Origin of the sequence: Streptomyces sp. NPDC058052, assembly GCF_042885515.1 — a bacterium.
In the GTDB taxonomy this organism is placed as follows: Bacteria; Actinomycetota; Actinomycetes; order Streptomycetales; family Streptomycetaceae; genus Streptomyces.
Genome location: NZ_JBHVRX010000003.1, coordinates 314,990 through 329,743 on the forward strand (window position 1 = coordinate 314,990; position 14,754 = coordinate 329,743).

Genomic DNA, 14,754 nt, shown 5'->3' on the forward strand with positions numbered 1-14,754 from the left:
ATTCCGCCGGACGCGCGGGCCTGGTCCGCGGCGCGTGCGGGGCCGCCGGGGCCATCCGCCCCCAGGGCACCGGTACTTCACGCCGATCAGAAGAACAGGGGGCGTTACCGGACAGCCCTCGATCACACCTGAACATTAGTCATGCATTAGTCGAGATTGCCAAAGTCGTTCCCACCAGTCCGACGTGCCCGGAGCCGTCGGCAGATCGGTGCCGCCGTCCGCCACCCCCGAGTCGCCGACGCGCGGCGGGGAGGAACGACCGGGGTGACCAGGCACGAAGACGGGGCCGACGGCGCGGTCCGCGCGGGAGCGGGGCCGGACGTCCACGCGGAGGCGCGGCCCCGCCCCACCATGGACCGCGACACCCTGGCGGAGCTCCACCGGCTGCACGCCTCCGCCCTGTTGCGCGCCCTGCTCCGCCTCACCAGCGGGGACCGGGGCAGGGCCGAGGACATGCTCCAGGAGACCTTCCTGCGCGCCTGGCAGAACCCCCAGGCGCTCGTCCGGGGTCCGGAGCACGGCCGGCCCTGGCTGTTCACCGTCGCCCGCCGGATCGCCATCGACCACTTCCGGGCGCAGTCCGCCCGGGTGAAGGAGCTGGGCGACGAGACGCCGGAGGACCGTGCGGGCCTCGACGACCCGTACGAGGAGATCGTGACCGCGCACGCCGTCGGCGACGCGCTCGCCGAACTGCCCGAGCACCAGAGGGAGGTGCTGGTGGAGCTGCACCTCCACGACCGGTCCACCACGGACGCGGCCGCCGTGCTCGGCATTCCGCCGGGCACCGTCAAGTCCCGCAACTTCTACGCGGTGCGGGCGCTGCGTCCCGTCCTCGAACGGCACGGCCTCGCCCCGGCGGCCCGCCCGCTCCGCCCCGTCTGAACCGGCCGTGCCCGCCGGGCCGTTCCTCCGGGCGACCGACGAGAGGGGACCGAGGTGGTCACCGCCGTAGCCAGGAACGACATGGACGCGCCGGAGCACTGGACGGACGCGCCCGACTACAGCCCCGGGCACTGGCGCGCGAGGCGGAACGAAACCCCGCCGGACGCGCCGGCGGAGGCGGCCCCGGAGGCGGAGCCCGTACCGGTGGCCGCGCCCGCAGGGGCGGAGCCCGAACCGGCGGAGCCCGAACCGGTGGCCGCGCCCGCCCCGGCGGAGCCCGTACCGGCGGCGACGGTCACGGAGCCCCCGCGGGAGCATCCGCCGGAGGCGGAGCCGCCCATGGCCCCCACCGTGCCCGCCTCCGACGTGCCGGCCCCCGCCGTCCCGGCCGGGCCCGTGGCGGAGGCGCGCCCGGTGCGGCGCGCGTCCCGCCCCCTCTTCCGGATCGGGCGGCGCGGGGGGTCGGGCCGTGCCGCCGACGTCCTCCGGGCCCCGCTGCTGCGCAGCCATCGGATCGCGGTGATCGGTCTGAACGGCGGGGCGGGGAAGACGACGACCGCCTTGGCCCTCGGCGCGGTCCTGGCGCGGGAGCGGGCCGACCGGGTGGTCGCCGTGGACGCGAGCCCGGACTCGGGAGCCCTGGGCCGCCGCGTGCGGCGGCAGTCGGACGCCACCGTGCTCGACCTGGTGGCGGCGCTGCCCCGGCTGCGCACCTACATGGACATCCGGGCCTTCACGTCGCAGACGCCCAGCGGACTAGAGGTCGTGGCGCACGATCCGGACCCGGCGGACCCGCGGACCGTGGGCGAGCGGGAGTACCGGCAGGTCGTGGAGGTGCTCGCCGGCCAGTACCCGCTGGTCCTCACCGATTCCGGGACCGGCATGCCGCACGACCTCCTGGGCGCGGTCCTGGACCTGTCGGACCAGCTGATCGTCGCGGCCACACCGGGCGAGGACGGCATGAGCGGCGCCGGCCTGGTCTTCGACCGGCTGGCCGCCCTCGGCCACGGGGAGAAGGCACGGGAGGCGGTGACCGTCGTCTCCGGCGTGCGGTCGTCCTCGGGGCGGCCGGCCCTGATGGACGAGGCCGTCGCCCGTCTCCGGCAGCGCTGCCGGGCCGTGGTGACCGTCCCGTACGACCCCCGTCTGGCCCGGGGTGGCGAGGTCGACCCGGAGGCGGTGCGGGGCCGGACCAGGGCCGCGTACCACGAACTCGCGACGCTCGTCGCCCGGAACTTCCCCCACGGCTGACGCCGCCCGTCCCCCGGTCCCCCGTCCCCACCCGTCCTCCTCCTCCCCGCCCGTCCCCGAGAACACTGGAGAGCACCCATGGCCTGGTACGAGGGCCCCTGCCGGATCACCGTCATCGGCCTGGACGCCGACTGGCCGCAGCGCGCGGTGGTCACCGTGTCCGGCGCGCGCGGAGCGCGGATCGAGATCCCCGGCGAGGTGGGGACGGTCCGGCACGTGGACGCGCCGAGCTGGCACCTGGAGGTGGAGCACCTGTACGAGGGCCGGTGGCGGCCCAACGTCCGCGCGGTCAGGACCCGCTGGGAGACGGTGGACGGCGTCCGTACGCAGACGATCACCAGCAAGGACGTGGACTGGCCGGGGCGCGTCCGGCAGGAGCGCAACCTGGTGCTGCGCCTGGAGCGGACCGGCGAGGGGGACGAGGGCCCGCGCGAGGCGGTCCGGGAGGCGCCGGCCCGGTCGGTGACCCAGTCGACGGCGAGCACCCCGGCCCGCCGGACGGCGCCGGCCGGCCCCGTCTCCGTACCCACCGGGTCCGTCTCGGGCGGTTCCGTCTTCGGCACCCCGCCCTCGACCTCCGGGGGCGCCTCCGGCGGCACTGCCGGCGGCGCTACCGGCGGCGCGACGTCGACGAGCAGCAGCAGCCCCTGGTAGACCCCGGGCCGCCGGCCGCCGGTGTCCGGCCCGCACAGCACACCGCCCGGGCGGTGTCCTGGCTCCGGGGGCGGGAACACGCCTCGGCCCGGCGCTCGTCCCCGCCCGGTGTCACCGGTCTCCCGCCAGGTCGAGATCGCGCCGGGGGGACGCGCCGGGATCGGCCGGCGGCTCCGGGCGGGACCGGCGCCACGGGGTGGCGAGGGGGCGGGAGACCGGGCGCCACCACGGCTCCGCGGGAAGCTTGCCGGCGGGTTCGAAGGGCTGGCCGGGGCGCGGGAGGGCGACCGCCTGGCCGGCCTCCTCGGCCGCGTCCTTCGTCCATTCGCCCGGTTCCGCCCAGGCGTGCGGGGCCAGGTTGAAGGTGGCCCAGTGGATGGGCAGGAGCACGCCGCCGGGGCTGCCGCCCTGGAGGTCGAGGTGGGCCCGGACGCCCTCGGCGGGAGTCATGTGGATGTCCGGCCAGAACTCCGCGTACGCCCCGATCTGGATCATGGTCACGTCGAAGGGGCCGTGGGCCGCGCCGATCTCCTTGAAGCCCTGGAAGTAGCCGGTGTCGCCGCTGTGGAAGATCCGGTGGCGGGGGCCGCGGACCGACCAGGAGGCCCAGAGGGTGTGCTGCTGGTTGCGGATGGCGCGGCCGCAGAAGTGGCGGGCCGGAGTGGCGGTGAGGGTGAGGTCGCCGATCTCGGTGGACTCGTGCCAGTCCAGCTCGCGCAGCCGGGAGGCGGGGACGCCCCAGTGCTCCAGGTGGGCGCCGACGCCGAGCGGGACGGCGAAGAGGGTGTCCGTGCCGGCCAGCGCCTTGATCGTCGGCAGGTCGAGGTGGTCGTAGTGGTCGTGGGAGATCACGACCACGTCGACCGGGCCGAGCGCGGCAAGCGGCGCGGGGGCCGGGTGGAGCCGGCGGGGGCCGACGAAGGAGAAGGGCGAGCAGCGCTCTCCCCAGACGGGGTCGAAGAGGATCCGTACGCCGTCGATCTCGGCGAGCACGCTGGAGTGGCCCAGCCAGGTGATCCGCAGGCCGGTGGCGGCGGGGCGGGCGAGGTCCGCGACGGTCGTCGGGTGGACGGGGATCACCCCGGCGGGGGCGCGGCGGGCGCGCGCCTCCTTCTCGAAGTAGATCTTCGCGAGCTCGGAGGTGGACCCGGAGGGGCCGCGGCGGGCCTCCTCGGGGTTCTGGAAGACGCCGTCGGCGAAGTGGGGCGAGCGGCGGATGCGGGCCAGCCGCTCCCCCGTGGGCTCGGCGCCGAAGGACTCGGGCCGCAGGGCGCGCAGCCGGGCCCGCAGCGAACGGTCGGGGCCGGTTCCGGTCACAGGACCTCCTACTCGGTGGGGGTCGTTCCATTATGGGCGGCCGGGCCGGAGACCGTCCCGGCCTGTCGGCCATACTGAACCGACGTTCAGTAACTCGCCCCGGAGGAATCCCATGACCACCGCCCCGCTGCTCTCCCTCGCCTGGACCGACCACGTCACCGGCCGCCGCGGCCATCTGGTCGTCGACCGGCTGGTCAGGGGCGTGGCGAGCGGCGGGCTGCGGATGCGGGAGGGGTGCACCGCCGAGGAGGTCGCCGGACTCGCCCGCGGGATGACGATGAAGGAGGCCCTGCACTACGACCCGACCGCGCGGTACGTGCCGCTGGGCGGCGCCAAGGGCGGCATCGACTGCGATCCGCGCTCCCCCGAGGCGTACGGCGTCCTGGTCCGCTACCTGCGGGCGATGCGGCCCTACGTGGAGCGGTTCTGGACCACCGGCGAGGACCTGGGGCTCACCCAGGAGACGGTGGACCGGGCGATGACCGAGGCCGGCATCGACTCCTCCGTGCAGGCCGTCTTCCCGCTCCTGGAGGACGAGGCGGCGGCCCGGAAGCGGCTGGCGGACGCTTTCGCCGTCCAGGTCGACGGCATCGGCCTCGACGCGCTGGTCGGCGGGCTCGGCGTGGCCGAGTCGGTGCTGGTCGCCCTCGACCGGGCCGGACGGCCGTACGCGGGCACCCGGGTCTCCGTGCAGGGCTTCGGCACCATGGGCGCGGCCACCGCCCGTTTCCTCGCCCGGGCCGGGCTCACGGTCGTGGCGGTCGCCGACGTGCGCGGCACGATCACCCACCCGGACGGGCTCGACGTGGAGAGGCTCATCGCGGCCCGGGACGGGCACGCCACCGTGGACCGGGCGGCGCTGCGCCCCGGCGACCGCGAGGAGCCCGGCGACGCCTGGCTCGCGGCCGACGCGGAGGTCCTGGTGCCGGCCGCCGTCTCGTACGCGATCGACGCGGAGAACCAGGGGCGGATCGGCGCCCGCTGGATCGCCGAGGCGGCGAACATGCCGGTGCTCCCGGAGGCCGAGGCGGCCCTCGCCGCGCGCGGGGTGACGGTGCTGCCGGACGTGGTGGTCAACTCCTGCACCAACGCCTGGTGGTGGTGGACGCTCTTCGGCGACGTCGAGGCCGACGCGAACCAGGCGTTCGCCCGGGTACGGAGCGCGATGCGGACCCTCACCGGCGCGGTGCTCGACCGGGCCGAGGCCGACGGCGTGCTGCCGCGCGCGGCGGCGCACGCGCTGGTGGCGGAGCGGCTGCCGGTGATCGCCGACCGCTACGGCTGGTACTGACCCGCGCCCGTATCCGTATCCGTATCCGTATCCGAATCCGTTTCCGTACCCGCCTCCGGACGCGGACGCCACCCCGGGCCCGTAAATGATCATGACTCCGGCATGTGCTGTGTAGGCTGCCCGACGTGGCGAGAGTGCGGTTGAGCGTGGCCGAGCGGCGGGAGGAGCTGCTGAGGGCCGCCGTCGAACAGATCGAGGCCCGGGGCGCCACCGCCGTCCGGATCGCCGACGTGGCCACCGCCCTCGGCGTCAGCAACGCGCTGGTGCTCTACCACTTCTCCACCAAGGAACAGCTGGTCGCGGCGGCCTTCGCACACGCGGCGGAGGGCGACCTCGCCCAGCTGCGCCGGATCCTCGGCCGCCGCTCGACGGCGGAGCGGCGGCTGCGCGCCGCCGTCCGCTGGTACGCCCCGACCGGGCAGGCCAAGGGCTGGCGGCTGTGGATCGAGGCATGGGCGGCCGGACTGCGCGACCCGGAGCTGCGCCGGGTCGCCGCCTCGCTCGACCAGGAGTGGAAGACCGCGCTGACCGCCGTGATCGAGGAGGGGGTCGCCGCCGGCGAGTTCCCCTGCCCCGATCCGGCCGGCGCCGCCTGGCGGCTCACCGCCTACCTGGACGGCCTCGCCGTCCAGACGACCGTCTACGCGAACGGTCTCCCCCGGTCGGCGATGCTCCGGTGGGCGGACGCGGCCCTCGCCCACGAACTGGGCCTGCCCCGGGACGGGGACTGAGCCCCGCCCGCCGGGGCCCGCGGGAGCGGTCAGAGCAGTTCGAAGACGGCCGAGACGGTGACCTGCTCCTCGATCTCGCCGGGGGCGAGCGGCACGCTCGGCTCGTCGGCCGGCATGGACGGGAGCGCCCCGTGGCCGGGCCGCAGCGAGTCGCCCTCGCTGAGCGAGACCAGCCGGCCGAGACGGTGGCCGCTCAGCCGGGCGTGCTGGGACGCCTTCTCGTACGCGTCCCGGTAGGCGGCCTCGCGGGCCTCGGTGCGCAGGCCCTTCGGGTCGGCCACGTCGAAGACGACGCCGTTCACCCGCCCGGCGCCCCCGGTGGCCTCGTTGACCGCCCCGATGACCTGGCCGGCCCGGTCGATCCGGCGGACCTTCGCGGTGAAGGTCTGGCTCGCCTGGTAGCCGGTGACCTTGGACTCGCCGCCCGTCGTCTGGGCGTAGACGGGGGCGAGGGAGAGGCTGTCGGTCCGGATGTCCCGGTCCTCGACGCCCTCCTTGCGCAGGACCGCGAGCAGCGCCTCCGCGGCGGTGCTCTGCGCCGCCATCGCCTCCTTCGCCGTCGCCTTGGTGACCTCCACGCCCGCCGCGAGGATCGCCAGGTCGGGAGCGGCGGAGGCGCTGCCGGTGCCCGTGACGGTGACCGTCGCCGGGGCCTCGGCCCGCGCGGCGGCGCGCGGCGCGGCGCGCTCCGGACCCGCGGCCGACGCGGGGGCGGCGGCGCCCAGGAGAAGGGCTCCGAGGACGGCGGTGCCGGCGGTGGCGGCGAGCAGCCGGGCGGCGCGGACGCGGAGGTCCGGGGAGACGGGCACGGGGCGGTGCGGCACGGGCGGTCCCTTCGACGGTGGGTGCCGGTGGCTCCGGCGGGCACATCCCAGCACCCGGGGCCGCCGCCTCCCGGGCGCCACTCCTGTCCGGCGCCGCCCTTCACCTCTCCGTACCAGCGGCCGGAGCCGTCAGGTCTGCGCCAGGGGCTCGTACGCCTCCGCGCCGAGGCCGAAGGTCCAGGCGACGCCCTCGCGGGCGGTCCGGGTGCCGGGCGGCACGCGAAGCCAGTAGGTGCGGTGGCTGCCGTCGGGCTCGGGCGTGGAGTTGACCACCTCCACCATGACGACGTCCTCGTCGTCGTCCAGCTCGATCCGCCACAGCACGCCCGCCTCGTCGCGGCCCTCGGGGCGGGCCCCTGAGTCGTCGAGGTAGCGCTCGTAGCCGTAGAACTCCAGCATCACCCGGCGCAGTTCGGCGTTCTCCTCCTCGCGGATCCGCTCCGGGACGAGATCCGCGAGCCCGGCCAGGAAGCCGGGGGTGACCGGCATGCCCCGCCAGGCGTGGAGGGCGAAGCCGTCCCGGTGGGCGAGGGCGGGGCCGTCGCCGCGGTCGAGCCGGCCGGCCTCGTCCCGGTGGAGCTCGACGGGGCGTTCGCAGACGACGGCGACCTTCTCGTACGGCCACCACCAGCCGGCCTGCTCCGCCACGGCGGCGAGCCCGGCGAGCCGGTCGCCGTGTCCGTCGAAGGCGGCGAGCCAGGAGGCGTCGTGCTGGCCGAGCACCGCGTCGTACAGCAGCTCGCGGCCGGCGAGCTCGGTGAGCCCGCCGGGCTCCTCGCGGTCCCCGAGCGCGTCCAGGATCCCGGTCCTGATCCGCTCGGCGAGCGCCCGCGCCGGCTCCCAGAGCCGGGCGCCGGTGGCCTGCCAGTGCGCCGTCCAGCCGGCCGGTCCGAGCGCGTCGTGGAGCCGGCGCCGCTCCTCCGCCCACGGCAGGGTCCGCACCTCCTCGCGCACCGACCGGCCGCGGTCGGCGAGACCGGCGACCAGCTCGACCCCGGCGAGCGGCGACTGCGCCCACACCACGCGCTCCGGCGCGGGGAGCCCGGCGGCCCGGTAGGCCAGCCGGATCCCGGCCTCGACCGCGGTCCGGTCGGCGGGCCCGGTGGCGGCCACGACGCCCCGCCACTTCTCGTACACGTCGCCGTCCGGCGCGGCCGCTCCCCCGCCGTCGCCCATCGTCCCGTTCCTCACGTCCGCCACACCCTCCACAGCCCTCACGTCCTCCACAGCCGCCGCGCCCCTCACGTCCCCCACGCCCTTCTCCCCGATGCCCACGCCGTCCCCGGCCCCGGCACCGTCCCCGGCCCCGTCCTGTCGGGCCCGCCTTCCGGCCCGCTCAGTCCGCCACGATCCGGTACGCGCCCGGCACGTACTCCCGCTGCCGCACCACCCGGTACCAGCCTCTGGGGAGGACGATCGGCGCGTGCTCCTCGTGCACCAGCCGCCCGCCCTCGGGCAGTTCGAGCAGGTACGGGCCGTACGGCCCCGGCTCCCGCACCAGCCGGCCGGGCCCCGGCACCGCGTGGGCGTGCCCGGTGACCTCGCCGGAGGCCAGCACGAGCCGTCCCCGCCCGTCCCTCGGCTCGCCCCGCGCGTCCTTCGCCCGGGCGGGCACGGCCCGCTCGTCGACGGGCACGATCAGCACGTCCCCCTGCCGGTACATGGCTCTCCCCTTTCCCGTCCGGAGCCCAGCGCCCGAACACGAGAACGACGCTAGAGGCCGCCACTGACAACGCGTCGGGTCCGCCACCCGCCGCGCCCCGCTGTCGGTGCGGCTTGGTAGAACTCTTGCCGTCAGTCCGTACAGCCGTCCGTCGTCTGGAGCAGCGTCATGACCATTGGGGCCCACCTGGAGGAGTTCCACGGCCTCCCCGTCTTCGACTTCCCCGACGCCGCGTCGCGCGCCGCGCTGCCCGACGCGGCGGCCGTGGCCTGGCGGGTGTCCGGCGCGACGTACCGCGACGCCGAGGACGAGGAGTGGGGCGCGCTCTTCGAGCGCTTCCTGAAGACCGTGGACACCGGCCGGGTCCGCGCGATCGTCGTCGGCGGCTGGGAGGACGCGTACGACACGTCCTCGGCCGCCGTCGTCACCGCGCTCGTCGGCGCCAACGACCGGCTGACCGCCCTGGAGGCCGTCTTCCTCGGGGACATGACCTTCGAGGACTGCGAGATCTCCTGGATCGTCCAGTCCGACGTGACGCCGCTCCTCGCCGCCTACCCGGCGCTGCGGGAGTTCGGGGTGCGCGGCGGCACCGGCCTCGCCTTCCCGTCGCTGCGCCACACCGGCCTGGAGACCCTGGTCGTGGAGACCGGCGGGCTCGGCGCCGAGGTGGTGCGGGGCATCGTGGGCAGCGACCTGCCCGCGCTGGAGAGCATCGAGCTGTGGCTCGGCACCGACGAGTACGGCGGCGACTCCTCCCCCGGGGACCTGGCGCCGCTGCTCTCCGGCGAGGGCTTCCCGGCCCTGCGCAGCCTCGGGCTGTGCAACAGCGTCGTCGAGGACCAGGTGGCCGCGGCCGTGGCGGGCGCCCCGGTCGTCGCCCGCCTCGACCGGCTCGACCTCAGCATGGGGGTGCTCACCGACGAGGGCGCGGCCGCGCTCCTCGACGGCCAGCCGCTGACCCATCTGCGGGAGCTGGACCTGGAGCACCACTACCTCACCGAGGCCATGCGGGAGCGGCTCACGGCCGCGCTCGCCCCGCACGGGGTGCGGGTCGTCCTGGACGACCCGCAGTCCGCCGAGGACGACGGCGACGGGGACGTCTGGCGCTACGTCGCCATCGCCGAATGACCGCCGGCCCGCGCCTCGTCGTCGTCGGCGACCCCACGGGGCGGCGCGTCGCGTTCTTCCAGGACGCGCTGCGCTCCGCCGGACTGCCCGGGGCGCGGGCCGTCGGCTGGCTCGACGTGCTGCGCGGCCGGGTCCGGTTCGCGGCGGGCGAGACCGTCCGCGTCGACTCGCCCGGGGAGGTGCCCGAGGTGGACCGGCTGCTGCGCGGCACCGACGACCCGGCCCGGGTCGAGGGCGGCCGGCTCTGGTACGAGCGGTTCACCGCCGCCGTCGCCGGCCTCGCCGCCGAGGCCGGGCGGGCCGGTGCCGCGCTGGTGGACGACCCCGCCGAGACGGCGGTCCTCTTCGACAAGCGGCTCACCCACGGCCGGCTCGCCGCCGCCGGGGTGCCCGTCCCCGCCTCGCCGACCTCCGGCCCCGGCGGGGCGCCGGTGCGCGGCTGGGACGACCTGGTGGCGCTGATGGCCGGCTGCGGGCTGCGCCGGGTCTTCGTGAAACCGGCCCACGGCTCCTCCGCCTCCGGGGTGCTCGCCGTGGAGACGGCCGGCGCGGGCCGGGTGCAGGCGGCCACCTCGGTGGAGCGGGACGGTGCCGGACGGCTCTTCAACTCGCTGCGGGTGCGGCGCTACACGGGCGCGCGGGAGGTCGGCGCCCTGGTCGACGCGCTCGCCCCGGACGGGCTGCACGTGGAGCGCTGGCTGCCGAAGGCGGTGCAGGGCGGCCGGGCGGCCGACCTGCGGGTGGTGGTGACCGGCGGGCGCGCCACCCACGCGGTCGTCCGCACCAGCCGCTCCCCGCTGACCAATCTGCATCTCGGCGGCGCCCGGGGCGACCTGGCCGCCGCCCGCACCGCGATCGCCGCGGCCGGCGGCCGCTGGGAGGACGCCCTCGCCGTCTGCGAGCGGGCGGCTGCGGCCTTCCCCGGCACCCGCTGCGTCGGGGTGGACCTGCTGCCGGGCGCCGGCTGGCGCCGTTTCGCGGTCGGCGAGGCCAACGCCTTCGGGGACCTGCTGCCCGGCCTCACCGGCCTCCCGGGCAGCGGCGCCGAGGGCCTGGACACCTACGGCGCCCAGGTCGCCGACCTGCTGCGCGCCTTCCCCGCGCCGGCCCGCACCACCCGATCCACTCCACCGAGCACCACAGGAACGAGCACCGCGTGAACCAGCCCGTCCGGGCGGACCGGCCCGACATGAACACGATCGTCGGCAGCCACGACCTGCTCCTGGTCACCCTCGACACCCTCCGGTACGACGTGGCCGCCGAGCTGGCCGCCGCCGGCCGCATCCCGAACCTGGCCCGCCGGCTCCCGGGCGGCCGCTGGGAGCGCCGGCACGCCCCCGGCAGCTTCACCTACGCCTCCCACCAGGCGATCTTCGCCGGGTTCCTGCCGACGCCGGCCGCGCCGGGACCGCACCCGAGGCTCTTCGCGGCGCGCTTCGCGGGCAGCGAGACGACCGCGGACGGCACCTATGTGTACGACGCCCCCGACCTGGTCTCGGCGCTGGCAGCCGACGGCTACCGGACGGTGTGCGTGGGCGGGGTCGGGTTCTTCAACCAGCAGCCCCCGCTGGGCTCCGTGCTCCCCGGGCTCTTCCAGGAGAGCCACTGGGAGCCGTCCTTCGGGGTGGCCTCGCCGACCTCGTTCGAGGCGCAGGTGACGCGGGCCGAGGAGGTGGTCGCGGCGCTGCCCGCGGACCGGAGGCTCTTCCTCTTCGTGAACGTGGCGGCGCTGCACCAGCCCAACTGGTTCCACACGCCGGGCGCGAGCCGCGAGGCCGGGGACACCCGGGCCACCCACGCGGCGGCGCTGGAGTACGTGGACCGGCACATCGGGCGCCTGTTCGCGGCGATGAGCAGCCGCCGCCGCTGTTTCGCGATCGTCTGCTCGGACCACGGCACGGCGTACGGGGACGACGGTTTCACGGGCCACCGGCTCGGTCACGAGGTGGTGTGGACGGTGCCGTACGCGCAGTTCACGCTGGACGGTCCCCGGGAAGGAGCCGCCGCGTGACCGGCGCCCCGCACCCGCGTCCGTACCGCTCGTACGTGTACGCCTACCCGCACAAGACGGCGTACCGGCCGCTGCCCGAGCGGCCGGAGCTGGCCGCGCTCTGGGCGGACGAGCCGAAGGACGCCCTGTCGCTCTACGCGCACATACCCTTCTGCGAGGTCCGCTGCGGCTTCTGCAACCTCTTCACCCGGATCGGCGCGCCGGACGAGCTGACGACCCGCTACCTCGACGCGCTCGACCGGCAGGCCGTGGCGGTCCGGGAGGCGCTGGGCGACGCGGCGCCGGTGCGGTTCGCGACGGCCGCGTTCGGCGGCGGCACCCCCACCTTCCTGACCGCCGCCGAGCTGGAGCGGCTCTGCGACATCGCCGAGCACCGCATGGGGGCGGACCTGCGGGCGGTGCCCCTCTCGGTCGAGACCTCGCCGGCCACCGCCACCGCCGACCGGCTCGCGGTCCTCGCCGGGCGGGGCGCCACCCGGCTCAGCATCGGGGTGCAGAGCTTCGTGGACGCCGAGGCGCGGGCGGCGGTCCGGCCGCAGCGGCGCGCCGACGTGGAGGCGGCGCTCGGCCGGATCCGGGACACCGGGGTGCCGGTGCTCAACATCGACCTCATCTACGGCATCGACGGGCAGACCGAGGAGTCCTGGCGGTACTCGCTGGACGCGGCGCTGGCCTGGCGCCCCGAGGAGCTGTACCTGTACCCGCTGTACGTGCGGCCGCTGACCGGGCTCGGCCGCTCGGGTCCGGCCGAGTCGGACCGGGCGTGGGACGAGCGGCGGCTGCGGCTCTACCGGCGCGGCCGGGACCACCTCCTGTCGCACGGCTACGAGCAGGTGTCGATGCGGATGTTCCGGCGGGCGGACACGGGCCCGTCGGGGCCGGAGGACCACGCCTGCCAGACGGACGGCATGATCGGCCTGGGGTGCGGTGCCCGGTCGTACACCTCGGCGCTGCACTACTCCTTCGACTACGCGGTGGACATGCGGGAGATCCGCTCGATCATCGACGCGTACACGGAGTCCGGGGACTTCTCGCGGGCCCAGGTGGGCCGGTGGGTGGACGGGGCGGAGGCGCGGCGCCGCCACCTCCTCCAGTCGCTGCTCCAGGCGGAGGGCATGGAGCTCGCCGGCTACGAGGAACGGTTCGGGTCGGGGGCGTACGAGGACTTCGGTCCGGAGCTGGAGCGGTTCGCCGGGTACGGGTGGCTGGACGGGTCGGCGCCGGACGGGCTGCTGCGGCTGTCGGCGGAGGGGCTCGCGCACTCGGACGGGCTCGGCCCGGAGCTGTTCTCCCCCGCCGTGCGGGCCGCGATGGCCGCGTACGAGCCGAAGTAGGGGCGGGCATGGACCTGACGCTGCTGTACCGGGGGCCGCTCGCCTCCTGCGACTACGACTGCCCGTACTGCCCGTTCGCCAAGCGGCGGGACAGTCCGGAGACGCTGCGGGCGGACCGGGCGGCGCTGGAGCGGTTCACCGGCTGGGCGGCCGGGCGGACCGGGGACCGGCTGCGGATCCTCTTCACGCCGTGGGGCGAGAGCCTGGTGCGTTCCTGGTACCGGCGGGCGATGGTGGAGCTGTCGCGGCTCCCGCACGTGGAGCGGGTGGCGATCCAGACCAATCTGAGCTGCCGGACCTCGTGGCTCGACGAGGCCGACCTCGGGTCGCTGGCCCTGTGGTGCACCTACCACCCGGGCCAGACCCCGTACGACCGCTTCCTCGGCAAGGCTCTGGACCTGGCGGCGCGGGGCGTCCGCTTCAGCGTGGGCGTGGTGGGTCTGCCCGAGCACCACGGGGAGGCGCTGCGGCTGCGGGCCGCGCTGCCGGACCACGTCTACCTGTGGGTGAACGCCGCCGAGGGGCACACGTACACCGACGCGGAGGCGGCGGCGTGGACGGGGATCGACCCGCTCTTCCCGTACAGCCGGCGTCCGCACCGCTCGGCGGGGCTGCCCTGCCGGACGGGCGAGTCGGTGGTGTCGGTGGACGGCGACGGGACGGTGCGCCGCTGCCACTTCGTCCGGGCCGAGCTGGGCAATCTGTACGACGGCTCGTACCGTGCCGCGCTGCGGCCCCGGGCCTGCCCCCTCGCCGTCTGCGACTGCCACATCGGCTACGTCCACCTGGAGACGCTGCCGCTGTACGACGTCTTCGCCGGCGGGGTCCTGGAGCGGATCCCCGCCGGCGCGCGTCCGGGTCCTACAGGGGCATGAGGTCGGGGCGCTTGGCCTCGACGTGGTCGCCGGAGCTCTCGCCGCGCAGCCGGCGCCCGATCCACGGCACCAGGTACTCGCGCGCCCAGTGGATGTCGTCCCTGCGGACCTCCAGCGGGCCCCGGGCGGGCAGCGGCGGCCACTCCTGGTCGGGGTCGGCCGGGACCGGCAGGCCCAGGACCTGGGCGGCGCGCAGCGCGACCCGGGTGTGCCCCTCGGGCGAGAGGTGCAGCCGGTCGTCGTCCCAGGCGCGCCGGTCCTGGACGGACCGCAGCGACCACAGGTCGAGGACCGGGCAGTCGTAGCGGTCGGCGATGGCCCGGACGTGGGCCGTGTACGTGGCGATCTTGCCGCGCAGGTGCTTGAGCACGGGCACGTCGCGGGTGTCGAAGCCGGTGGTCACCATGACGGTGCCGACGGCGGAGGTGAGGTCCCGGACGGCCCGCTCGAAGCGCTCGGCGACGTCGTCGGGGTCGGTGCCGGGGCGGATGATGTCGTTGCCGCCCGCGCAGAAGGTCACCAGGTCGGGGGCGAGCTCCTTCGCGCGGGGCACCTGCTCGGCCACGATCTGGTCGAGGAGACGCCCGCGGACCGCCAGGTTGGCGTAGCGGAAGTCCTCGGGGTCCGGCCGCTGGTCGGCGAGGAGCACGGCGAAGCGGTCCGCCCAGCCGACGTAGGTCCCGTCGGGCCCGGGGTCCCCGACGCCCTCGGTGAAGCTGTCACCGATCGCCGCGTACGACCCGAATGAACCGAACGCGTTCTTGTCTGTTTCTCTCGAATCGTCTGCCACGGC

The 14,754-nt window shown here is 76.0% G+C and carries 15 protein-coding genes; 10 read left to right on the plus strand and 5 right to left on the minus strand.

Annotated features, from left to right (window positions below; translation table 11 throughout):
• The first annotated feature begins 264 nt into the window (after positions 1 to 264).
• The 3 genes from ACFVU3_RS06080 to ACFVU3_RS06090 all read left to right on the plus strand — a co-directional run bounded on the left by ACFVU3_RS06080 (position 265) and on the right by ACFVU3_RS06090 (position 2,787).
• The gene (locus ACFVU3_RS06080; RefSeq protein ID WP_390064076.1) at positions 265 to 882 is read left to right on the plus strand and encodes a sigma-70 family RNA polymerase sigma factor; all 618 of its coding nucleotides are present in this window, start codon (positions 265 to 267) and stop codon (positions 880 to 882) included.
• Positions 883 to 936: 54 nt separating this feature from the next.
• Positions 937 to 2,133 carry a MinD/ParA family protein gene (locus tag ACFVU3_RS06085; protein ID WP_390064078.1) on the plus strand — a complete coding sequence of 399 codons (1,197 nt, stop codon included), beginning with the start codon at positions 937 to 939 and terminating at the stop codon, positions 2,131 to 2,133.
• A 78-nt stretch (positions 2,134 to 2,211) separates the two neighbouring features.
• Positions 2,212 to 2,787 carry a hypothetical protein gene (locus ACFVU3_RS06090; protein WP_390064080.1) on the plus strand — a complete coding sequence of 192 codons (576 nt, stop codon included), beginning with the start codon at positions 2,212 to 2,214 and terminating at the stop codon, positions 2,785 to 2,787.
• Positions 2,788 to 2,898: 111 nt separating this feature from the next.
• On the opposite strand, the gene ACFVU3_RS06095 is transcribed toward ACFVU3_RS06090, so the two are convergent.
• Positions 2,899 to 4,104, minus strand: coding sequence for an MBL fold metallo-hydrolase (locus ACFVU3_RS06095; RefSeq protein WP_390064082.1), 1,206 nt, complete (start codon positions 4,102 to 4,104; stop codon positions 2,899 to 2,901).
• 112 nt (positions 4,105 to 4,216) lie between these two features.
• Between ACFVU3_RS06095 and ACFVU3_RS06100 the strand changes: the two genes are divergently transcribed.
• Entirely contained in the window at positions 4,217 to 5,395 is a 1,179-nt protein-coding gene (locus tag ACFVU3_RS06100) for a Glu/Leu/Phe/Val dehydrogenase dimerization domain-containing protein (RefSeq protein ID WP_390064083.1), read from the plus strand.
• Positions 5,396 to 5,520: 125 nt separating this feature from the next.
• Positions 5,521 to 6,126, plus strand: coding sequence for a TetR/AcrR family transcriptional regulator (locus tag ACFVU3_RS06105; RefSeq protein WP_390064084.1), 606 nt, complete (start codon positions 5,521 to 5,523; stop codon positions 6,124 to 6,126).
• Between the two features lie 29 nt (positions 6,127 to 6,155).
• Here ACFVU3_RS06105 and ACFVU3_RS06110 read toward each other — a convergent pair whose 3' ends face one another.
• The 3 genes from ACFVU3_RS06110 to ACFVU3_RS06120 form a co-directional block, all read right to left on the minus strand.
• Positions 6,156 to 6,950, minus strand: a complete 795-nt coding sequence (locus tag ACFVU3_RS06110) for an SIMPL domain-containing protein (RefSeq protein WP_390064085.1) — start codon at positions 6,948 to 6,950, stop codon at positions 6,156 to 6,158.
• A 129-nt stretch (positions 6,951 to 7,079) separates the two neighbouring features.
• On the minus strand, positions 7,080 to 8,126 hold the full coding sequence (locus ACFVU3_RS06115; RefSeq protein WP_390064311.1) for a DUF6745 domain-containing protein: 1,047 nt from the start codon (positions 8,124 to 8,126) through the stop codon (positions 7,080 to 7,082).
• A 160-nt stretch (positions 8,127 to 8,286) separates the two neighbouring features.
• Complete coding sequence (locus ACFVU3_RS06120) at positions 8,287 to 8,613, minus strand: hypothetical protein (RefSeq protein WP_390064087.1); 327 nt, start codon at positions 8,611 to 8,613, stop codon at positions 8,287 to 8,289.
• A 168-nt stretch (positions 8,614 to 8,781) separates the two neighbouring features.
• On the opposite strand from ACFVU3_RS06120, the gene ACFVU3_RS06125 reads away from it, so the two are divergent.
• The 5 genes from ACFVU3_RS06125 to ACFVU3_RS06145 are packed head-to-tail and all read left to right on the plus strand — an operon-like array spanning position 8,782 to position 13,961.
• Positions 8,782 to 9,741: an STM4015 family protein gene (locus ACFVU3_RS06125; protein ID WP_390064089.1), complete on the plus strand. Its 960-nt coding sequence runs from the start codon at positions 8,782 to 8,784 to the stop codon at positions 9,739 to 9,741.
• Positions 9,738 to 10,901, plus strand: coding sequence for an STM4014 family protein (locus ACFVU3_RS06130; RefSeq protein WP_390064091.1), 1,164 nt, complete (start codon positions 9,738 to 9,740; stop codon positions 10,899 to 10,901). The genes ACFVU3_RS06125 and ACFVU3_RS06130 overlap by 4 nt, the downstream gene beginning before the upstream one ends.
• A gap of 29 nt (positions 10,902 to 10,930) precedes the next feature.
• A complete protein-coding gene (locus ACFVU3_RS06135) occupies positions 10,931 to 11,752 on the plus strand; it encodes an STM4013/SEN3800 family hydrolase (RefSeq protein ID WP_390064312.1) in 822 nt (273 codons plus the stop codon).
• A complete protein-coding gene (locus tag ACFVU3_RS06140) occupies positions 11,749 to 13,086 on the plus strand; it encodes an STM4012 family radical SAM protein (RefSeq protein ID WP_390064092.1) in 1,338 nt (445 codons plus the stop codon). The genes ACFVU3_RS06135 and ACFVU3_RS06140 overlap by 4 nt, the downstream gene beginning before the upstream one ends.
• An 8-nt stretch (positions 13,087 to 13,094) precedes the next feature.
• The gene (locus ACFVU3_RS06145) at positions 13,095 to 13,961 is read left to right on the plus strand and encodes an STM4011 family radical SAM protein (protein WP_390064093.1); all 867 of its coding nucleotides are present in this window, start codon (positions 13,095 to 13,097) and stop codon (positions 13,959 to 13,961) included.
• On the opposite strand, the gene ACFVU3_RS06150 is transcribed toward ACFVU3_RS06145, so the two are convergent.
• A complete protein-coding gene (locus ACFVU3_RS06150; RefSeq protein ID WP_390064095.1) occupies positions 13,948 to 14,751 on the minus strand; it encodes an SGNH/GDSL hydrolase family protein in 804 nt (267 codons plus the stop codon). The two genes, ACFVU3_RS06145 and ACFVU3_RS06150, sit on opposite strands and share 14 nt — an antisense overlap.
• Positions 14,752 to 14,754: the final 3 nt, after the last annotated feature.

What these genes read in the sequence shown, in the direction of transcription:
- ACFVU3_RS06090 (WP_390064080.1), top strand. Translation starts at nt 2,212, where the DNA reads ATGGCCTGGTACGAGGGCCCCTGCCGGATCACCGTCATCGGCCTGGAC.
- ACFVU3_RS06100 (WP_390064083.1), top strand. Translation starts at nt 4,217, where the DNA reads ATGACCACCGCCCCGCTGCTCTCCCTCGCCTGGACCGACCACGTCACC.
- ACFVU3_RS06115 (WP_390064311.1), bottom strand. Translation starts at nt 8,126, where the DNA reads ATGGGCGACGGCGGGGGAGCGGCCGCGCCGGACGGCGACGTGTACGAG.
- ACFVU3_RS06120 (WP_390064087.1), bottom strand. Translation starts at nt 8,613, where the DNA reads ATGTACCGGCAGGGGGACGTGCTGATCGTGCCCGTCGACGAGCGGGCC.
- ACFVU3_RS06125 (WP_390064089.1), top strand. Translation starts at nt 8,782, where the DNA reads ATGACCATTGGGGCCCACCTGGAGGAGTTCCACGGCCTCCCCGTCTTC.
- ACFVU3_RS06130 (WP_390064091.1), top strand. Translation starts at nt 9,738, where the DNA reads ATGACCGCCGGCCCGCGCCTCGTCGTCGTCGGCGACCCCACGGGGCGG.
- ACFVU3_RS06135 (WP_390064312.1), top strand. Translation starts at nt 10,931, where the DNA reads ATGAACACGATCGTCGGCAGCCACGACCTGCTCCTGGTCACCCTCGAC.
- ACFVU3_RS06145 (WP_390064093.1), top strand. Translation starts at nt 13,095, where the DNA reads ATGGACCTGACGCTGCTGTACCGGGGGCCGCTCGCCTCCTGCGACTAC.